The sequence below is a fragment of the Mesorhizobium sp. P2_B11 genome, from assembly GCF_056404855.1.
The window spans coordinates 867391-885194 of the sequence record NZ_JBFUDF010000003.1 but is presented as its reverse complement, the minus strand read 5'-3'; the positions used below and the strand labels follow the sequence as shown (position 1 = coordinate 885194).

The 17804-nt window shown below is 62.0% G+C and carries 21 protein-coding genes; 12 read left to right on the top strand and 9 right to left on the bottom strand.

Annotation, left to right across the window (positions count from 1 at the left end):
• Positions 1-61: 61 nt before the first annotated feature.
• The 7 genes from AC1DYJ_RS12870 (at position 62) to AC1DYJ_RS12840 (ending at position 5325) form a co-directional block, all read left to right on the top strand.
• Positions 62-802: a competence/damage-inducible protein A gene (locus tag AC1DYJ_RS12870; RefSeq protein ID WP_477281311.1), complete on the top strand. Its 741-nt coding sequence runs from the start codon at positions 62-64 to the stop codon at positions 800-802.
• 99 nt (positions 803-901) lie between these two features.
• The gene (locus AC1DYJ_RS12865) at positions 902-1735 is read left to right on the top strand and encodes a universal stress protein (RefSeq protein ID WP_477281309.1); all 834 of its coding nucleotides are present in this window, start codon (positions 902-904) and stop codon (positions 1733-1735) included.
• Positions 1736-1821: 86 nt separating this feature from the next.
• Entirely contained in the window at positions 1822-2322 is a 501-nt protein-coding gene (gpt, locus tag AC1DYJ_RS12860; RefSeq protein WP_181061551.1) for a xanthine phosphoribosyltransferase, read from the top strand.
• A gap of 208 nt (positions 2323-2530) precedes the next feature.
• Positions 2531-3028, top strand: coding sequence for an NUDIX hydrolase (locus AC1DYJ_RS12855; RefSeq protein ID WP_477281307.1), 498 nt, complete (start codon positions 2531-2533; stop codon positions 3026-3028).
• A gap of 1075 nt (positions 3029-4103) precedes the next feature.
• Positions 4104-4424 carry an ArsR/SmtB family transcription factor gene (locus tag AC1DYJ_RS12850; protein ID WP_477281305.1) on the top strand — a complete coding sequence of 107 codons (321 nt, stop codon included), beginning with the start codon at positions 4104-4106 and terminating at the stop codon, positions 4422-4424.
• Entirely contained in the window at positions 4421-4885 is a 465-nt protein-coding gene (locus AC1DYJ_RS12845) for an SRPBCC family protein (protein ID WP_477281303.1), read from the top strand. The genes AC1DYJ_RS12850 and AC1DYJ_RS12845 overlap by 4 nt, the downstream gene beginning before the upstream one ends.
• A gap of 26 nt (positions 4886-4911) precedes the next feature.
• Entirely contained in the window at positions 4912-5325 is a 414-nt protein-coding gene (locus AC1DYJ_RS12840) for a GFA family protein (protein ID WP_477281301.1), read from the top strand.
• Between the two features lie 47 nt (positions 5326-5372).
• On the opposite strand, the gene AC1DYJ_RS12835 is transcribed toward AC1DYJ_RS12840, so the two are convergent.
• The 6 genes from AC1DYJ_RS12835 to AC1DYJ_RS12810 form a co-directional block, all read right to left on the bottom strand.
• Complete coding sequence (locus tag AC1DYJ_RS12835) at positions 5373-7178, bottom strand: ABC transporter ATP-binding protein (protein WP_477281300.1); 1806 nt, start codon at positions 7176-7178, stop codon at positions 5373-5375.
• Positions 7179-7566: 388 nt separating this feature from the next.
• Positions 7567-7977 carry a GNAT family N-acetyltransferase gene (locus AC1DYJ_RS12830; RefSeq protein ID WP_477281298.1) on the bottom strand — a complete coding sequence of 137 codons (411 nt, stop codon included), beginning with the start codon at positions 7975-7977 and terminating at the stop codon, positions 7567-7569.
• A 70-nt stretch (positions 7978-8047) separates the two neighbouring features.
• Positions 8048-8998, bottom strand: coding sequence for a diacylglycerol kinase catalytic domain-containing protein (locus tag AC1DYJ_RS12825; RefSeq protein WP_477281296.1), 951 nt, complete (start codon positions 8996-8998; stop codon positions 8048-8050).
• A 13-nt stretch (positions 8999-9011) separates the two neighbouring features.
• The gene (locus tag AC1DYJ_RS12820; RefSeq protein WP_477281294.1) at positions 9012-9896 is read right to left on the bottom strand and encodes an SPFH domain-containing protein; all 885 of its coding nucleotides are present in this window, start codon (positions 9894-9896) and stop codon (positions 9012-9014) included.
• 35 nt (positions 9897-9931) lie between these two features.
• Complete coding sequence (locus AC1DYJ_RS12815) at positions 9932-11614, bottom strand: NAD+ synthase (protein ID WP_477281292.1); 1683 nt, start codon at positions 11612-11614, stop codon at positions 9932-9934.
• A gap of 99 nt (positions 11615-11713) precedes the next feature.
• Positions 11714-12427, bottom strand: a complete 714-nt coding sequence (locus AC1DYJ_RS12810) for a DNA-3-methyladenine glycosylase I (RefSeq protein ID WP_477281290.1) — start codon at positions 12425-12427, stop codon at positions 11714-11716.
• A gap of 101 nt (positions 12428-12528) precedes the next feature.
• On the opposite strand from AC1DYJ_RS12810, the gene AC1DYJ_RS12805 reads away from it, so the two are divergent.
• Together AC1DYJ_RS12805 and AC1DYJ_RS12800 are read left to right on the top strand one after the other, a co-directional pair.
• Positions 12529-13092 carry a DUF1003 domain-containing protein gene (locus AC1DYJ_RS12805; RefSeq protein WP_477281288.1) on the top strand — a complete coding sequence of 188 codons (564 nt, stop codon included), beginning with the start codon at positions 12529-12531 and terminating at the stop codon, positions 13090-13092.
• On the top strand, positions 13089-13694 hold the full coding sequence (locus tag AC1DYJ_RS12800) for a DedA family protein (protein WP_477281286.1): 606 nt from the start codon (positions 13089-13091) through the stop codon (positions 13692-13694). Before AC1DYJ_RS12805 ends, AC1DYJ_RS12800 begins: the two co-directional genes overlap by 4 nt.
• 7 nt (positions 13695-13701) lie before the next feature.
• Here the strand turns inward: AC1DYJ_RS12800 and AC1DYJ_RS12795 are convergent, their stop codons facing one another.
• The 3 genes from AC1DYJ_RS12795 to AC1DYJ_RS12785 all read right to left on the bottom strand — a co-directional run bounded on the left by AC1DYJ_RS12795 (position 13702) and on the right by AC1DYJ_RS12785 (position 15194).
• A complete protein-coding gene (locus AC1DYJ_RS12795) occupies positions 13702-14295 on the bottom strand; it encodes a hemerythrin domain-containing protein (RefSeq protein WP_477281284.1) in 594 nt (197 codons plus the stop codon).
• Positions 14296-14335: 40 nt separating this feature from the next.
• Entirely contained in the window at positions 14336-14695 is a 360-nt protein-coding gene (locus AC1DYJ_RS12790) for a diacylglycerol kinase (protein WP_477281282.1), read from the bottom strand.
• A gap of 79 nt (positions 14696-14774) precedes the next feature.
• Positions 14775-15194: a GFA family protein gene (locus AC1DYJ_RS12785; RefSeq protein WP_477281280.1), complete on the bottom strand. Its 420-nt coding sequence runs from the start codon at positions 15192-15194 to the stop codon at positions 14775-14777.
• A gap of 320 nt (positions 15195-15514) precedes the next feature.
• On the opposite strand from AC1DYJ_RS12785, the gene AC1DYJ_RS12780 reads away from it, so the two are divergent.
• The 3 genes from AC1DYJ_RS12780 to AC1DYJ_RS12770 all read left to right on the top strand — a co-directional run bounded on the left by AC1DYJ_RS12780 (position 15515) and on the right by AC1DYJ_RS12770 (position 17798).
• The gene (locus AC1DYJ_RS12780) at positions 15515-16585 is read left to right on the top strand and encodes a GGDEF domain-containing protein (RefSeq protein WP_477281278.1); all 1071 of its coding nucleotides are present in this window, start codon (positions 15515-15517) and stop codon (positions 16583-16585) included.
• A 105-nt stretch (positions 16586-16690) separates the two neighbouring features.
• Positions 16691-17074: an antitoxin Xre/MbcA/ParS toxin-binding domain-containing protein gene (locus AC1DYJ_RS12775; protein ID WP_477281276.1), complete on the top strand. Its 384-nt coding sequence runs from the start codon at positions 16691-16693 to the stop codon at positions 17072-17074.
• Positions 17034-17798: an RES family NAD+ phosphorylase gene (locus AC1DYJ_RS12770; protein WP_477281274.1), complete on the top strand. Its 765-nt coding sequence runs from the start codon at positions 17034-17036 to the stop codon at positions 17796-17798. Before AC1DYJ_RS12775 ends, AC1DYJ_RS12770 begins: the two co-directional genes overlap by 41 nt.
• The last annotated feature ends 6 nt before the right edge of the window (positions 17799-17804 follow it).

Genomic DNA, 17804 nt, shown 5'->3' with positions numbered 1-17804 from the left:
TATCTCAGGCAACCTTGTCTGCCCAGGGCCTGCCCTGAGGCGCCTTCCGCCGGAGCCTTCCATGCCTGAAATCGTCACTGCCGCCATGCTCGTCATCGGCGACGAGATTCTGTCCGGCCGCACGAAGGATAAAAATATCGGCCACCTCGCCGACATCATGACGGCCATCGGCATCGACCTGAAGGAGGTGCGCATCGTTCCCGACGAGGAAGACGAGATCATAGCGGCGGTGAATGCCGTGCGTGCCCGCTACACCTACGTCTTCACCACCGGCGGCATCGGCCCGACGCATGACGACATCACCGCGGATTCGATCTCCAAGGCCTTTGGCGTGCCCTGCGAATACGACGCCAAGGCCTATGCCATGCTGGGCGAGAGCTATGCCGCGCGCGGCATCGAATACACCGAGGCGCGCAAGCGCATGGCGCGCATGCCGCGCGGCGCCGACCATATCGACAACCCGGTCTCCGTCGCGCCCGGCTTTCGCATCGGCAATGTCCATGTCATGGCCGGTGTGCCGTCAATCTTCCAGGCCATGCTCGACAATGTCGTGCCGACGCTGAAGGCCGGCACAAAAATGCTGTCGGCCACCGTCCATTGCCCGTTCGGCGAAGGCCTGATCGGCGGTCCCCTGGGCGACATCCAGAAGGCGCATCCTGACACGATCATCGGCTCTTATCCGAAATATGGCGACGGCAAATTCTGGACCGAGCTGGTCGTCCGTGCCCGCAGCCAGGAGGCGCTGGATGCGGCGCGCAGCGATGTCGAGGCGATGGTGGCCGGCTTCACTGCCGCCAATTGACCTTGGGGTTTAGAGGCCTATCGCCGACCCGGAACCAAGCGCCGTACTCTGACGTTTTCCCTCGGGCGCACCCGGCGCCGGCAGATTTGAGGGATTCCCATGCGCTTCAAGACCATCGTCGCGATATTGCAGAACGAACAGGATGCCGAGCGCGTGCTCGACTGCGCCATTCCGCTTGCCGACCGGTTTGAGAGCCATCTCATCGGCATCCATGCCGAAGCGCTGCCCGTTCCCTACACCTCGGCCACGGGTTTTCCCGACACCGAATTCCTGCAGGTGTCCGCCGACATGAACCGCGAGCGCGCCGAAAAGCTGCAGGCGCTTTTCCTCGGGCAGATCGAAAAATCCGGTCTTTCCTTTGAATGGCGCAGCCTTGAGAGCTTTTCCGGCGACAGTGCGCTGACCGGCATTTCCAGCGTTCGCGCCGCCGACCTGATCATCGCCGCCCAGCGCGAGACCGGCGGCGATCCGAGCGCCGATGTCGACACGCTGGTCTACGATGCCGGCCGCCCGGTGCTTGTGGTGCCGCATGAGGGACCGCTGGTCACCACATACAAGCATGTGCTCCTGGCCTGGAACGGCAGCAAGGAGGCAGCTCGCGCCGCCTTCGACGCCCTGCCCTTCATCATCGAGGCCGAGAAGACCGACATTCTGGTCATCGATCCGCCGGACACGCTGGACGATAACCCGGAAGCCGCCGGCGCGGAGATCGCCGCCGCACTCTCCCGACATGGCGCAACCGTCAGCGTTTCGGTGCAGAAGTCGGGCAATGCCTCGGTCGATGACGTCATCCAGACCAGGATCGCTGAAACAGGCGCCGACCTTCTTGTGCTCGGCGCCTACAGCCATTCCTGGCTGCGCCAGCTTCTGTTCGGCGGCGTCACGCGCACCGTGTTGCGCACCGTGCCCGTGGCGGCTTTTCTGTCGCGCTGAACCTACAATCTATCCGGCCCTTGCCAAGGCCAAGGCTTTCCGGCTAATTCCGCGCGCATTCCCTTGGCGCGCGGAGTGCAGCAACAATGTCCCTTCCTGAAAAAGCCTTTCCGGTCTCCTGGGACCAGTTCCATCGCGATGCTCGTGCGCTCGCCTGGCGGCTAGCCGGCGCCAACAAGGGTCAATGGAAGGCCATCGTCTGTATCACCCGCGGCGGCCTGGTTCCCGCCGCCATCATCTCGCGCGAACTCGGTATCCGCGTCATCGAGACGGTCTGCGTCGCCTCCTATCACGACTACACCAGCCAGGGGCAGTTGCAGGTGCTGAAGGAGATCACGCCCGCCCTGCTCACCGATGACGGCGCCGGCGTGCTGATCATCGACGACCTCACCGACACCGGCAAGACTGCGGGCATCGTGCGCGCCATGATGCCCAAGGCGCATTTCGCCACCGTCTACGCCAAGCCGAAAGGCCGGCCGCTGGTCGACACCTTCGTCACCGAAGTCAGCCAGGACACCTGGATCTATTTTCCCTGGGACATGGGTTTTACCTACCAGAAGCCGATCGCCGACGATCACGCCGGCTGAGTCGCAGCCGCCCTTTTTCTGTCCAAGCGGCCGGACCGGCTCCGTTTGCTATGGAAACGGGCGGCGCAAGGCACAATATTCTGTTGAATTGCCCCCTGTTGGCGGAATCTGACGGGTTGGTGTGACGTTTTTTACTTTTATGACTTACACTTCGCCGTAAGATTCGTTTGGCGGCAAACGATTCTGAGGGCTGGGGTAGCTTTCTGCGATGTTGACGAAACCAACGACGCACAACCATATGGCCGAAAGGGTCCGGCGACTCTTCGGCACCGCGCCGTGTCGTCTGCAGGTTGCTGCACTGCCCTGGCGCACCACCGAAAACGGTGTCGAAATCATGCTGATCACCAGCCGTGACACCGGCCGCTGGGTGCTGCCCAAGGGCTGGCCCGAAGCCAGGGAGCCGCTCTGCGAGGCTGCAGCGCGCGAGGCCGGCGAGGAAGCCGGATTGCGTGGCAAGATTTCGCATTTCGAAGCCGGCCGCTATTTCTACGCCAAGGCCTTGGCTTCCGGCGAGGAAGTGCCTTGCGAGGTACTGGTATTTCCAATGCAGGTCGAGCGCGTCTCCGACCGCTGGAAGGAAAAGCGCGCGCGCACCCGCAAATGGGTCAATTCGGCCGAGGCCGTGCGCATGGTCAACGAGCCCGACCTTTGCCAGATCATCGCCCATTTCTGCGCCGATCCCGACAAATTCGTCGCCAGGACCTAGACACAACTCCACAGCGACCGTGCCTATTGGCGGCTGTGGGGCTGGGATAGGTGTTATAGGGTTGTGCCGCCCGTCCCCAATCACGGCCGCAGCCGACCAAACCTGAGGTGAATTGTGATCAGGATTTCCAGAGCATTGTTGATCGGTGCGGTTTTGGCCTGCTTTCCCTCTATGGTCCAGGCGAGTACCGAATCCAAAGTCTTTCCCGAAGAATGTAGCCCAGTTAAGCAGGCGAACGAATGGGTTAGCAATGCTCCATCCGTTCAGATGACTTCCCGGTTTGCTAGGTTCGGCCTTGGCGACGATCCGGAGTTGCACGTTCGCGAGATGATCTACACCTCAGAGATGGCGTATACGCGAGACCAACCCTTCGAGCCTTGGCGAGCGCAAAAGAGGCAGCCGATAGATCCCAGATTGTTTGAGCCCGATAACTGCCGTCGCCTTTACGACGCCGTGTTGAATGGAGTCAGGTCGGTTGTCTTCGAACATGACAAAACACTGGGCGAAGGCCGGCAGCACTATCGCTGCAAGATGTGGGTCGAGACGCCGAACTACAGGCCCCTCCAATCGATCTGTGAGGGTCCATTCGAGTACACCAGGCGTTGGTTCTATCTGCCACACGTTTCGATACCTGACGTAAAGGCGGACTAGACTTATCCGCGCGCCCGACGCCGCCTTGCCATCGCGTCAACCGCCTCTTTGACGGTCTGGTTGCGCCGTATCGAGCCGTCCGGCATTGCCTGGTAGGTCCCCTTGTTCTCCGCCGGCTTGACCTTGGCAACGATTTCCTCTCGCCATGACAGCCCGAGATACCGGAACGCTGACGCGTAAGCTGGCGATGCCGACCATCTTCGGCTTGCGACCGTGTTCCCTGAGCGTCTGGAGCCGCGATCGCGCCGTAGCGCTCGCATCGGGCCTCGACATTGATTCCATTCAATGTTTCGCCCGCGGCGCCATCGATCCGACTTCCATCTGACATCGACAGACCCCTCCCCCCATCGGAGTTACGATTGGTCGCGAGTTGACATGCAGGTAGTTACCTGCATATTATGGCCTCAAGTGATGAGTGAGACCGATGGACGCCGACAAGGTTTTCAAAGCGCTGGGCGACCCGACACGCAGAAAGCTGCTCGATCTTCTGTGTGAGAAGAATGGGCAGACGCTGGGCCAGCTTTGCGAAAACCTCGATATGGCCAGGCAATCCGCGACACAGCACATCGATCTTTTGGAGGCTGCCAATCTGATCAGCACGGTCAAACGCGGCCGCGAAAAGCTGCATTTCATCAACCCTGTGCCGCTGCACGAAGTCTACGAGCGGTGGGTGCGCAAATTCGAACGGCAGCGGCTGAGCCTGATGCACGACCTGAAACAGGAACTCGAAGGAGACGACCAATGAGCAGAGAAACCACCAGTTTTGTCTACGTGACCTACATCCGTTCGACGCCGCAAAAGGTGTTCGAGGCCATAACCAGGCCCGATATCGCCAAGCGCTACTGGGCCCACGAGAATGTCTCCGACTGGAAGCCGGGTTCGAAATGGGAACACATCCGCGCCAATGACGAGCGCACAGTCGAACTCGTCGGCAAGGTGGTCGAAATCTCGCCGCCGACCCGTCTGGTCATAACCTGGGCCAACGCCTCGCAGGCCGACGATCCGACCAAGCAGAGCCGGGTGACCTTCGCCATCGAGGAATATGACGCCATGGTCCGGCTCACCGTCACCCATGACGAACTCGAGGCCGGCAGCGGCATGGCCAAGGGCATCAGCCAGGGCTGGCCGGCCGTGCTGTCCAGCATGAAATCCTTCCTCGAAACCGGCACCGGCATCGACCTTTTCGCCAAGCCGAAATCGGCCTGAAGCAAGCTTCCAGCGGGAGAACGATAATGACCAGACATTTTGCAGGCGGCTGCGCCTGCGGCGCGATCCGCTATGAGGCGAGCGGCGAGCCAATCTTTCAGAACCACTGCCAATGCCTCGACTGCCAGAAGCGCAGCGGCACGGGCCACGGCTCCTATGTGACCTTCGGCCGCCGCGCTGACGTAAAGGTCACGGGCCAGCCGAGTTCCTGGCGGATGATCGCTGACAGCGGCAATGAAAAGGTCCAGGCCTTTTGCCCGACCTGCGGCACGCCGGTATACGTGACCTTCGTCGCCATGCCGGAGGTGACGGCAATCCACGCCACCAGCCTTGACGATCCCGGCCAGTTCAATCCGCAGGCGGTCACTTACAAGATCCGGGGCCACGCCTGGGACACGATCGATCCCGCGCTCCAGCCATTCGAGAGAATGCCTGGATAGACCAGGCAGAACCCATCCCGATCGCCTCGGGATGGGTTCCGCACTCGTTAGATCACCAGGCCCTTGGTCAGTTCCAGCGCCTGGCGCTCGAACAGGCGGCGGTAGATGCCGCCCTTGAGCCGGATCAGCTCGTCATGCGAGCCCTCCTCGACGATCTTGCCGCGGTCGAACACCAGCAGCCTGTCGAGCGCCCGCACCGTCGACAGACGGTGCGCGATGACCAGCGTCGTGCGGCCGACCATCAGCCTCTCCATCGCCTGCTGGATCAGCACTTCCGATTCCGAATCGAGGCTCGATGTCGCCTCGTCCAGGATCAGGATGCGCGCATCCGCCAGGAAGGCGCGCGCGATCGCCACGCGCTGGCGTTCGCCGCCCGACAGTTTCACGCCGCGCTCACCGACCAGCGTGCCGTACCCCTTGGGCAGGCTGGTGATGAAGTCATGCGCGCTGGCGAGCTTCGCGGCATGCTCGATCTCGGCCTGCGTGGCGTTCGGCCGGGCATAGGCGATGTTTTCCGCCAGCGAGCGGTGAAACAGGATCGGCTCCTGCTGGACGATGGCGATCTGCGCCCGCAGCGACGCTTGGCGCACCTGCGAGATGTCCTGCCCATCGATCAGGATCCTGCCGCCGCTGACGTCATAGAGACGCTGGATCAGCTTGACGAAGGTCGTCTTGCCCGAGCCGGAATGACCGACCAGCCCAACGCGTTCACCGGCCGCAATGTCCACCGAAAAGTCGCGGTAGAGCGGCAGCCGATGGCTGCCATAGTGGAAGGTGACATTGTCGAAGCTGATGGCGCCCTGCTTGATGCGGATCGGTTGAGCACCAGGCCGGTCGACGATGCCCAGCGGTTGCGACTGGAAATCGACCATTTCCTCCATGTCGTTGATCGAGCGCTGCAAATTGCGGATGTGCGTACCGATATCCCTGAGATAGCCCTGCAGCACGAAAAACGACGTCAGCACGAAAGCGACATCGCCGGCGCTCGCCTGGCCCCAGGCCCACAGCATCAGCGACAGGCCTATGACCGCCGTCCGCAGTACCAGCAACATCACGCCCTGCACACCACCGTTGATGGTGCCGCGCACCCAGGTGCGGCTCGTCCGCGCCCGCCATTTGGCGACGACCTTGGCAAGACGCGTTTCCTCGCGCGTCTCGGCGCCAAAACCCTTGACCACGGCATTGCAGCTCACCGCGTCGGCGAGCGAGCCGCCAAGCCGTGTATCCCAGCTGTTGGCGAGCCTTGCCGCAGGCGCGACATAGGCAAGCGACAGCGTCGCCGTGACCATGATGAACACCACCGGGCCAACGGCTATCACCAGCCCCATCAGCGGCCAGAACCAGCCAAGCAGCAGCGTCGAACCGACCAGCATGGCGACCGAAGGCAAAAGCGCGATCAGGATCGTGTCGTTGAGCAGGTCGAGCGCCCACATGCCGCGCGTGACCTTGCGCACCGTCGATCCGGCGAAGCTGTTGGCGTGCCAGTCGGTGGAAAAGCGTTGGACACGGTGAAAAGCGTCGGCCGCGATATCCGACATCATCTTCAATGTCAGCTCGACAAGCCCCATGAACGCCAGGTTGCGCACCACCAGGCCGGACAAGGCCAGAGCGACCAGCGCGAAGAAAGCCGCCATCGCTGCACTCCACGCAGCGTCGTCGGCTGCGCCGCCGCTGGCGACGGCATCGACAAGCCGGCCGGAATAGAGCGGCGCCAACACCTCTGCAAATGTGGAGAGCAGAAAACCGCCCATGACCAGCGATAGCCGCCACGGCTGGCGCCGCCAGTGGCTGAATGTGAAGCCTAAAACGCTGCGAAAGGCACTTGCGCGCAGATCGATTCGAAAACGAGCCATGATGTCATCCGGGCGCAAACGTGCCCGGTCCCGGTAAGGTCGAAAATTGAAAACCGCGCTGGGCAATTCGCCCGGGGCTGCGGAGGTTCGGCATAGGTGGCGGCGCGCCCGAGATATCAGGGGGCGACCGGCATCGGCAGAAGCCTGTACTCGACCCGGCATCGGCGCGAAGGGTAAACCTTCGCCGGACACCAGGTGAGACCTAAGCTTCGCGGCCTCGCATCACCATGTGAAATACTGCCATTCGGACCTCCCGCAAGACAATTGCGGAGCGGTCGTTATAGAGACGCCCCGACGGATCGCCAAGACCAAGTGCGCGGCAAAACTAATCTGGTCTAACCAGTGAGGTTATTTTGCAACAACAGACGGCCAAGCCCTTGCCTGCGCCTCAATCAGGGTTGCGATCGAGGCGCATATAGCGGCCATCGGTAGATGCCTTGAAGCCCAGCTTCTCATAAACGCCATGCGCGTCACCGGTCGACAGGCTCCAATGCGAGACCGTGCTGAGTTCAGGGTGATCGATGAGCGCCTGCACCAGTTGCAAGCCAATGCCCCGGCCGCGATGCTGCGGCCAGATGATGATGTCGGCGAGATAGGCAAACACCGCACGGTCGGTGATGGCCCGGCCAAAGCCCACTTGATCCCCATCGATATAGGCCGCGGCGCAGAACGAGTTGGCGAAGGCGCGGCGATGAAACTCGTCGCTGCGTCCGGCGCCCCAGTAGCTCGCCATCAACAGGTCGGAGGTCGCCCGAAAATCGATCCGTGACATGTCGAAGCTGATTTCACTGTCGGGCATGGTGTCTCGCAAGAAATGAGGGCGGCCGAACCTTCGGTCCGGTCGGGGATTGGGTTGCCACGCAGTACGCTTACGGCACCACGAGATAGGCTTTCTGGTCGGCGATCGCGATCGTCACGTCCGTGCCGGAATTGAACTCGACGAAATCGACCTCCATCCCGTCGCTGAAGATGACGCCGCCCCTGCTCTGCCGCGACGAAATCACCAGCGGCCGGTCGCGGGTGATGACGCCATGAACGAGCGACACGCCAGTCGTGTTGCTCGGAAACGGTTCGCGCACCGAAAAGAACAGCTGCTCGCCTTCGCGGTCGTAGCCTTGCGGCGGCACGGTCGGCACCGCGGAGTCGCCATAGGCCGCGGCCAGACCGGCCGCACCCGCCATGACCGAGCGCAGCCAGCCGGTGGACCCCGCGCCGGTCGAAATGATGATGCCGCTCGACGACTGGAGCTCGGTCCTGCCGCCATAGGTCAGTTCGTAGCGGGCCGACACATGCGTCGAGGCGCCAACGAAAAGGTCGTTGAAGGCGATCAGCCGGCGGCCGTCATTGGAACGCGCTTCCGCCATCACCACGGCCTGGCGCTTTGCCCTGCCGGAGAGTGTCAGGCCGAGGACCTTTTCGGTATCCTCGGCGCGCCACGGCAGCAGGGCGCCGTCGAAAAGCGCCGGATTCGGGTTGATGCCGATCAGAGGCTGATACGGCAGATATTTGGCGGTGTTGGAGACCAGCCCGTCCTGGCCGAGCGCGATCACCACATCGGTGCCGAACTCGAACTGCGGCACCAGTTCCCGGTCGAGCCGCAACTGCTTGAGGCCTTGGGGCAGCGAACCCATCACCCGGTCGAGCGCCTGATGGTAGACATCATGCGCCGCCTTGACCGGGTCGAAATTCATGCCGGCCTGTTTGAGATAAAAACGCGCCTGGCCCTGCGTGTTGAAGCGCGTCGTCAGCTCCTCGAGCTCGGTCTTGCGGGTGACGACGATCACCCGGTCGATCGGCCTGTCGTTCTGGTCGCCGGCCACTCTGGCTTGCCTTCTACGACCCAGCTTTCGGCGTGGAAAGCTGGCTGAGCGCGCTGGTCAGCATATCCGGCGTGATCGACAGATTGCCGACCGAACCGCCCTTTTCCGCCCAGGCCTTGAAGGCCATCGCCGTCAGCACATGCGCCGGCGCCGACGAATAGACGGTGAGCTCCAGCTGCTGCGCCTTGGCTTCCGCCTCGGCCAGCGTCAGCTTGTTGCGCGCTTCGGTGTCGACCAGCAGCTTGTTGCGTTCGGCAAGCTCGATCTCGGTCGCCAGTTCGCTCTGCTTGATCTCGCGCTCCTTCTCGACCCCCCAGGCCCGGCGCCCGTAGATCGCGGCATCGGCCTGGCGCTGCAGCGCCTCGCGATATTCGGTCTGCAGCGCCTTGCGGATTTCCGGCGTCGGCTGGACCGAGGTGATGTGGACCTCCTCGATCGACAGGCCGGCAGTCGCGGCGATCGGATCACCGCGCAGCAGTTCGGCGAGATTGCCCCCGAGCTTAGTCACCTCGGCCAGCGCCTGTTCCAGCGTCATGTTCGAGACCACCGCACGCGCCCGGCTCTGGATGGCCAGCACCAGGCGTTCGGCGATCTTCTCGCGACCGTCGCCGGCGACGTCGGAACGGCTGAGCTTGGCGCTGAAGTCAAAACCTTCGGCCGCCTTGAGCGGATCGACGATGCGGTAGCTGACCGACCCCTGGATCGCCAGATCCTGGAAATTCGCCGTCGTCTCGGTGAAGATGAACGGGTTGTCGAGCGACGTCACCGGCACCATGGCGATGGTGGTGCCGAACGTGCCGTACCAGAAGGAGATGCCACGCCCCTGCTGCCTTATCTTGCCGTTCTTGAAGCAAAGGATGTGATATTCAGGCGTTCCCTTGAAATAGCTGACAAACATACGAGCCCCCAAGGTTCATCAATTGAATCAGACGTTTAGCCGCGATCCCTGAAACGGTTGGTGATGGGATAGCGGCGGTCGCGGCCGAAATTCTTGCGGGTGATCTTCACGCCCGGCGCCGCTTGCCGGCGTTTGTACTCGGCAATGTAGAGCAAATGTTCGACCCGCGTCACCGTCGCCCGGTCATGGCCGCGCGCGACGATGGCATCGACGCCCATCTCGTTCTCGACCAGGCATTCCAGAATGTCGTCCAGCACCGGATAGGGCGGCAGCGAATCCTGGTCGGTTTGGTTTTCGCGCAGTTCCGCCGACGGCGCCTTGTCGATGATGTTTTTCGGGATCACCTCGCCCGACGGCCCTAGCGCGCCCGGCGGCACATGGCTGTTGCGCCAGCGCGACAGCGCATAGACCTGCATCTTGTAAAGGTCCTTGATCGGATTGAAGCCGCCATTCATGTCGCCATAGAGCGTGGCGTAACCCACCGACATCTCGCTCTTGTTGCCGGTGGTGACGACCATCGAGCCGAACTTGTTGGAGATCGCCATCAGGATGGTGCCGCGCGCGCGGCTTTGCAGGTTTTCCTCGGTGATGCCTTCCTTGGTGCCTTCGAAAAGCTGCGTCAGCGCATGCAAAAAGCCTTCGACTGGCTCGAAGATCGGCACGATGTCATAGCGGCAGCCGAGCGCGCGGGCGCAATCCTCGGCGTCCTTCAGCGAATCCTTCGAGGTATAGCGGTAGGGCATCATCACCGCGCGCAGCCGCTCTTCGCCCAGCGCATCGACGGCCAATGCGGCACAGATCGCCGAATCGATGCCGCCGGAGAGACCGAGCACGACGTTCTTGAAACCGTTCTTGTTGACGTAGTCGCGTAGCCCCAGCATGCAGGCGCGGTAATCCGCTTCCTCCCGCCCAGGGATTTTCGACATCGGCCCTTCCGAGCAGACCCAGCCGGCATCCGTGCGCTTCCAGGTGGTGACGTCGAGCGTCTCCTCGAACTGGCTCATCTGGAAAGCCAGCGTCTTATCGGCGCCGATGGCAAAGGACGCGCCGTCGAAGATCAGTTCGTCCTGGCCGCCGATCTGATTGGCGTAGATCATCGGCAAACCGGTTTCGATGACCTGGCGGATAACGACCTGGTGGCGTACGTCCATCTTGGCGCGGTAATAGGGTGAGCCGTTCGGCACCAGCAGGATTTCTGCGCCGCTTTCGGCCAACGTCTCACAGATGCCGACGTCGCCCCAGATGTCCTCGCAGATCGGAATTCCGATGCGCACGCCACGGAAGTTGACGGGTCCCTGAGCCTCGGGTCCGGCCTGGAAGACGCGCTTTTCGTCGAACTCGCCATAGTTGGGCAAATCGAGCTTGTAGCGCTCGGCCAGGATCTTGCCGCCATCAGCGAAAATGATCGAATTGTGGGTGCCGCTCTTGCGCTTCAGCGGCGTGCCGATGATGACGCCCGGCCCGCCATCGGCGGTATCCCCGGCGAAGTCTTGCGCAGCCTTTTCGCAAATCTTGAGGAAGGCCGGTTTCAGCACCAGGTCCTCCGGCGGATAACCGGCAAGGAAAAGCTCGGTGAAGAGCACGATGTCGGCGCCCTGGCGAGCGGCATCCGCCCTCGCCTCGCGCGCCTTGGCAAGGTTGCCGACGACATCGCCGACCGTCGGGTTGAGCTGGGCGACAGCGATGCGCAGAATATCGGGAGCGGTCTTCTTGGTCATGCCTGCGGTTTAGCGCGGCAAAATTGCCCCGGCAATGGCGTTCGTTTGTGCCAATCCGGACCGATCGATTCGATCGTGTCCGGACTGAACAGTGATGGTCTATTCGCCCATATATTCGCGCAGCGCTTCGGGTGAATGGTTCTCGCCAATCGACATCGCCAGGATGCGCGAGATGTGCCGGCGCGGCAGACCCGTTTCCTCAGCCCATTTGTTGATCTGCGCCTGGATCTTGTCGAGATCCCTCTTCGACGTCGGGCTTTCAGCCATGTCGAGGCCGGCGTCACGCAGTGCGGCCGCCATGTCGGCCGATATGACGAAGGCGTCCCATTCCAGCCAGCGCAGGAAATACTGGCCGGTATTGCCGCCGAGCCGGCTGCCATGCTTGCCGAGATACGCCATCAGCCCGACCTGGTCGTCCGCCGGCCACTCGGCCAGAAACTTGCCGAAGCCGCCATGCTCCTTCGACACGCGCTCGACGAAGGCGGCGTTGTCGCGCACCGATTTGATCTTCTGCGGATTGCGCACGATACGCTTGTCGGCTGTCAGATCGTGCCAGAAATCGTCGGGCTGGAACAACAGCCGCTTCGGCTCGAAATGCAGGAACGCTTCTTCGAAGCCCGGCCATTTCTGCTCGATGACGCGCCAGACGAAACCGGCGGCAAACACCCGTTCGGCCATGGTCGACAGGATGCGGTCGTCGGTGATCTTGGCCACGGCGGCGTTGTCGGGCGAAGGCCCAAGCAGCGACGTCAGCACCGCATCGCCGCCTTTGCGTTTTGCAGCACGGGCACGAATCCTGTGGAAATCAGCCATTGGCTCCCCTGTTTCACTTCGGGTAGACGCGGCAATCTACCACTTCCCGTCCGGGCCGGCAGCCTCTAGGTCTAGGCCAGACGCTGACCATGGAGGCGACCATGCACAAGACCGTGCCAGAACTGGCCAACCGCTGGCTGAGACGAACGCCTGAGGCCCTCAGCGAGCTCGAGCGGCGGGTGTTGCAGAGCACTGTCGACCGCAAACCGATCTCGCAGGATATCAACGACAGTCTCGCCGGTCTTCAGGGCGCCGGCGACCGGATCGCGGATGCCATCGCCCGCATCGGCGGCTCTTGGACGTTCATCCTGTCCTTCATCGCCTTCCTGGTCCTGTGGATCGGCGCCAATTGGTGGCTGCTGGGGCGAGACTCGTTCGACCCCTACCCCTTCATCTTCCTCAATCTGGTTCTGTCGATGATCGCTGCCTTGCAGGCGCCGGTGATCATGATGTCGCAGAACCGCCAAGCCGCGCGCGATCGCATCGACGCCGCTCATGACTACGAGGTCAATCTCAAGGCCGAGATCGAGATCATGGCGCTGCACGAAAAGCTGGACGAACTGCGCCACAGCCAGATCATCGGCATGCGCGAGGAGATCGCGCGCCTGGTCGAACAGGTGGGCCGCATCGACGAAAAACTGTCCGGCCGGCAAACGTCTCAATGACCGAGATCGTTCATCACCTCATCGAACAATACGGGCTGATCGCGGTTTTCCTGGGTTGTGTCGCCGAAGGCGAAAGTGCCGCCATCCTTGGCGGCTTCTTCGCCCATCAGCACGTCTTCGTGCCGTGGCAAGCCTTTCTCGCGGCTGCTTTCGGCGCCTTCGTCGGCGACACTTTTTTCTTCGTCCTCGGCCGCAGCTTTGCCGACCATCCCAGGGTTCTGAAACTGAAGGCGAGGCCCGGCTTCAACCACGCCTACGCTCTCGTCTCGTCACACCCAAACATCTTCGTCCTGGCCAACCGCTACTTCTACGGTCTGCGCCTGGTCGGCGGCGTCGCGGCCGGCTTTGCCAGCATATCGGTGCCGCGCTTCGTCATCCTCAACGCCATCTCGTCGCTGGTCTGGGCAGCCTTGTTCTGCGGCATCGGCTATGTCTTCGGCCTTGGTGCGGAGCAGATGATCGGCAAGGCACTGCTCCATCACGAAAGGCTGCTGATCGCGCTTGCCATCGGGCTGGCCGTCGCCATCCTTGCCTGGCTCATCGCCCGCAACGTCGCTGGCAAGGAGCGCGCCAAGGACGCTCGTCAGAGCGAAGCCGGATAGCTCCCGCTCAGTCGTCGTCCTCGACCAAAGCGCGGTCGCCGCGGTCAAGGATCAGCGGGATGATCAGATCTTCCTCGTCGGCAAGATGCCGTTTCAGCATGGCGATCAGCCGGCTGTTCTCGCCGGCATAGGCGTCGGCGGCGAAGCGCCGCCGATCCTCACTCTCCTCCAGCGTGCGAATGAAGGCATTCGCCGTCTCGGCATTGCGCTCCAGCCCTTCATGGATGGTGTGATGATCGGCGTCGAGGATCTCGAAACCTCGCTTCAACCGGGGCTCCGCCTTGGCGAAAGCCGGGAAATATTGATAGTCCTCGACATTGTGGTGGCCGTCGAGATTGCCGAGGAAATGGTTGAGCCGCGGCGCGAACCAGCGCGCGAAATCCGGCGCCGTCAGCTTGCCTTCACGATAGTCGCCAATTCCGGTGGTGAGCATGCCGCCGAGCTCACGGAACATGTCGTGCCGCTGCAGCCACATATTGGCCAGGCCATGGACGTTGGCGTGACCCTGCCAGTTTTCGCGCGGATATTTTTGCGCCAGCCAGCGCAGATCGTCCGGCAGGCCTGCACGTTCAAGCAGCAGCAAATTGGTGCCTTCCACCATGACAGTCTCCTTTGGTAACCGTCATGTAGGGATCAGAATGTCAGATCGGTAGCCCTGTGATGCGCTCGATGATGGCGATGCCCCAGACACCGACGACGATGATCACCGAAATCAGCACCGCCAGCGAGCCGCAGTCCTTGGCGAGCTGGATGTCGATGTTGAACTCGCGGCTGAAGGCATCGCAGGCCGCCTCGATGCCGGTGTTCAGCACCTCTACCATGATCAAAAGCAGCACGGCGCCGATCAACAGCGCGTAGCCGCGCCACGACACCGAGACGAACCAGCCGAGCGGCAGCGCCAGGACGAGCAGCATCAGTTCCTGCTGGAACGCCTTTTCGCTGGCGGCGAGCTTGCGAAAAGCCCGCACCGAATTGAAGAAAGCATCGATCAGCCGCTGCATGCCCGCGCATCCCCTTCGAATCACCGGGAGGGGATATCGCAATGGCTGGATCAAGGGAATAAGGCAGCCATGCCAAAAATCACTCGTCCGCAACCTTGATCGTCGGCGTCGACCTCTCGAACTGCGGCAGCCCATCGTCGATCGTGTAGTAATCGCCCTTGTCGCCGACGAAGATATGGCATTCGCCCTCGAGCCTTGTCGGCGCATCGAACGATCCGGCCAGAACCGATACATAGGCGTCCTGGCCGGGCTTCCAGAACAGCACCGAGCCACATGTTTTGCAGAAGCCGCGCCTGGCGAAAGAAGACGCTTCGTACCAGGTGATGTTCTCAGTCCCCGTTATGGTGATGTTGTCATCGGCGACGTTGGTTGCGGCGTAAAAATGCCCGCTCTGCTTGCGGCACTGCGAGCAGTGGCAATAGATCACGCCGCGCAACGGCCCTTGCGTCTGGAAACGCACCGCCCCGCACAGGCAAGACCCGCTGCTGATATCACTCATCCCTGCCCTCCACCTGCCATCGTTCACGGCTTCGCCGGAGAGGATTTCAGTTTTGCGAAAGCCGGGCACCAGCAAATGCGACATGAGATAGGCGTGTTCGCGCTTTCCCCCACTGCAGCCTGAAGTAGAATTGTCGCGTTCCCTAGCGGCACATTAAGGAAACTTTAGCGCCGGCGCATTTATGGTCGTTGCCAAGCGAAGGTCGCGATTGGGGACGCGTCTTTCGTAAGATGATCCGAAATACGGCTGGTTCTCCCCCGGTCGGCGACATCTCGCACGCGCAGGTCTGCGATGGTTCCCAGGGGTAGAGTGAACAGAAGATGCAGCCGGCAGCCGCCCAGACCGACCGAAACAGCGACATTGCAACGGCCGTTGTGACGACCATGCGCCAGCTCGGCGTGCTCGGCCTGCCGCGCAATTACGAAATCTTCTATGAAGCGCTGAAGGGCACCAATCGCGAACTCGGCCTTGCCGTCGTCGCGCTCGGCAACCGGCCGACACAGGACGATCTCGACCGCATCGGCCGCGCCTTCTTTGCCCAGCATCACGGGCCTGGCATTGTCGAGCATGCGCGCGATGTTCTGGCCAGGGAACTCGAGGAAATCGCCTTGCTGCTGCGCAGCGAACGCAGCCATATCGAGAAATACGGCAAGATCCTCGACGAGACGTCGAGAGGGCTGGCCAATCGCAGCCTGCTTTCACAGGATCTCTTGCAGAAGGTCGCCAGCGCCATGGCGGTGGCCACCAATTCGACGCTCGACCATGGCAAGCAGGTTGCCACCACGCTCAGCGACAAGACGGCTGAACTGGAAAGCGTCAAGTCGAAACTCGAGGAGTACAAGCGGCTCGCCGACACCGACCCCTTGACCCATATCTGGAACCGGCGCGCCTTCGACAAGGAAATCACCAAAATCTACACCTCCAACAAGGGTATCCTGTTCAACGCGCTGATCCTTGCCGACATCGACCATTTCAAGGATGTCAACGACCGCTACGGCCATCCGGTCGGTGACAAGATCATTCAGATCGTCGCCGAAATCTTCCAGACCAGCATCCGCGAAGACATGTTCGTTGCCCGCACCGGCGGCGAGGAATTCGCGCTGATCATCGAAGGCGCCAGCGAGGATACCACCTACGAGATCGCCGAACGCATCCGCGTGCTGATCGAACAGACGCCGTTCACCAGCAGCCAGACCGGCACCAATTACGGCACCGTGACCGTCTCCATGGGCATCTGCATGGCCTCCGAGGCCGAAAGCCCGGAGGATCTCTACACCAAGGCGGACCGGGCGCTCTACCGCTCCAAGGTCGGTGGGCGCAACCGCGTCACCCGGCATTCGACGATGGCCGGCCGCACCGGCAAGAACTGGCTGCTCTACAAGAAAGACTGACGCTTCGGCGCACAGCCTGTGCGCTGGCTTGTGCATATTTGTCGAACGTCGCCTCTTTCCATATGAATTTTCGTGGACTATATTTTCCATGGAAAGAGAGAGGCCATGTCGACGACACAACCCAACATAGCCGCCAAGGCGGCCGAAAATGCGGTTCTGACCAAGGCAACACTGCGCGCCGCCGAACTCCTTGACATAACCTCCCGGATGCTGGCGTCGATCATCGGCGTCTCGGAAGCCACGGTTTCGCGCATGCGCAGGCAGGAATTCCTGCTGGAGCGCGGCACCAAGCCGTTCGAACTTGCGGTGCTGTTCGTGCGGCTGTTCCGTTCGCTCGATGCCATCGTCGGTGGTGACGAGACGATAGCCCGTGCATGGCTGAAGAACGCCAACACGGCGTTCGACGGCAGCCCTCTTGAAAAGATCCTCACCATCACCGGGCTTGTCGATGTCATTGCCTATCTGGACTCCCGACGCGCTCTCGTCTGAGCGGCTCGACGGCAAATACTGGCGCATGGTCGAGGCGCAGCACCGCGTCTCGACGCTGAAAGTCGTCGACACGCTCGACGAACAGGCGCTGCTCGAGGACCTGATCGAGGAGACCAAGCCGCAGATCCCCATGGAATGCCGGCATCTCCACTATCTCCTGGCGACGCCCTTCCGCTACGGCTCGGTCTATCCCTACGGATCGCGCTTCCGCCGCGCCGGCCGCACCCTTGGCGTCTATTACGCGGCGGAGACGATCATGACCGCAGTCGCCGAAATGGCTTTCTACCGCCTGCTGTTCTTTGCGGATTCGCCCGACACACCGTGGCCGCACGACGCCGCCGAATACACTGCCTTCGCCGCCGCGATCCACACCGACAAAGCCATCGACCTGACGCGACCGCCGCTTGACCGCGATGAGGCCCAGTGGACGCACCCGACCGATTATGCCGCCTGCCAAGCGATTGCCGATGTCGCGCGCGAGGCCGGGATGGAGGTGATCCGCTACCGCTCGGCGCGCGACCCCAAAGGCGCCAATATTGCACTGCTGGCATGCCGCGGATTTACCAAGGCCAAGCCGCTGGAGCCGCACACCTGGCGCATCCGGCTCGGCTCGTTCGGCGTCCAGGCGATCTGCGAATTTCCGGAAAGGCGCATCGAGTTTTCCAGAACCGCCTTCGCCAATGATCCCCGGCTGAATGGACTGCGCTGGGAGCGCGGGCGCTAAATCGCC

What these genes read in the sequence shown, in the direction of transcription:
- AC1DYJ_RS12870 (WP_477281311.1), top strand. Translation starts at nt 62, where the DNA reads ATGCCTGAAATCGTCACTGCCGCCATGCTCGTCATCGGCGACGAGATT.
- AC1DYJ_RS12865 (WP_477281309.1), top strand. Translation starts at nt 902, where the DNA reads ATGCGCTTCAAGACCATCGTCGCGATATTGCAGAACGAACAGGATGCC.
- gpt (WP_181061551.1), top strand. Translation starts at nt 1,822, where the DNA reads ATGTCCCTTCCTGAAAAAGCCTTTCCGGTCTCCTGGGACCAGTTCCAT.
- AC1DYJ_RS12855 (WP_477281307.1), top strand. Translation starts at nt 2,531, where the DNA reads ATGTTGACGAAACCAACGACGCACAACCATATGGCCGAAAGGGTCCGG.
- AC1DYJ_RS12850 (WP_477281305.1), top strand. Translation starts at nt 4,104, where the DNA reads ATGGACGCCGACAAGGTTTTCAAAGCGCTGGGCGACCCGACACGCAGA.
- AC1DYJ_RS12845 (WP_477281303.1), top strand. Translation starts at nt 4,421, where the DNA reads ATGAGCAGAGAAACCACCAGTTTTGTCTACGTGACCTACATCCGTTCG.
- AC1DYJ_RS12840 (WP_477281301.1), top strand. Translation starts at nt 4,912, where the DNA reads ATGACCAGACATTTTGCAGGCGGCTGCGCCTGCGGCGCGATCCGCTAT.
- AC1DYJ_RS12835 (WP_477281300.1), bottom strand. Translation starts at nt 7,178, where the DNA reads ATGGCTCGTTTTCGAATCGATCTGCGCGCAAGTGCCTTTCGCAGCGTT.
- AC1DYJ_RS12830 (WP_477281298.1), bottom strand. Translation starts at nt 7,977, where the DNA reads ATGCCCGACAGTGAAATCAGCTTCGACATGTCACGGATCGATTTTCGG.
- AC1DYJ_RS12820 (WP_477281294.1), bottom strand. Translation starts at nt 9,896, where the DNA reads ATGTTTGTCAGCTATTTCAAGGGAACGCCTGAATATCACATCCTTTGC.
- AC1DYJ_RS12815 (WP_477281292.1), bottom strand. Translation starts at nt 11,614, where the DNA reads ATGACCAAGAAGACCGCTCCCGATATTCTGCGCATCGCTGTCGCCCAG.
- AC1DYJ_RS12810 (WP_477281290.1), bottom strand. Translation starts at nt 12,427, where the DNA reads ATGGCTGATTTCCACAGGATTCGTGCCCGTGCTGCAAAACGCAAAGGC.
- AC1DYJ_RS12805 (WP_477281288.1), top strand. Translation starts at nt 12,529, where the DNA reads ATGCACAAGACCGTGCCAGAACTGGCCAACCGCTGGCTGAGACGAACG.
- AC1DYJ_RS12800 (WP_477281286.1), top strand. Translation starts at nt 13,089, where the DNA reads ATGACCGAGATCGTTCATCACCTCATCGAACAATACGGGCTGATCGCG.
- AC1DYJ_RS12795 (WP_477281284.1), bottom strand. Translation starts at nt 14,295, where the DNA reads ATGGTGGAAGGCACCAATTTGCTGCTGCTTGAACGTGCAGGCCTGCCG.
- AC1DYJ_RS12790 (WP_477281282.1), bottom strand. Translation starts at nt 14,695, where the DNA reads ATGCAGCGGCTGATCGATGCTTTCTTCAATTCGGTGCGGGCTTTTCGC.
- AC1DYJ_RS12785 (WP_477281280.1), bottom strand. Translation starts at nt 15,194, where the DNA reads ATGAGTGATATCAGCAGCGGGTCTTGCCTGTGCGGGGCGGTGCGTTTC.
- AC1DYJ_RS12780 (WP_477281278.1), top strand. Translation starts at nt 15,515, where the DNA reads ATGCAGCCGGCAGCCGCCCAGACCGACCGAAACAGCGACATTGCAACG.
- AC1DYJ_RS12775 (WP_477281276.1), top strand. Translation starts at nt 16,691, where the DNA reads ATGTCGACGACACAACCCAACATAGCCGCCAAGGCGGCCGAAAATGCG.
- AC1DYJ_RS12770 (WP_477281274.1), top strand. Translation starts at nt 17,034, where the DNA reads ATGTCATTGCCTATCTGGACTCCCGACGCGCTCTCGTCTGAGCGGCTC.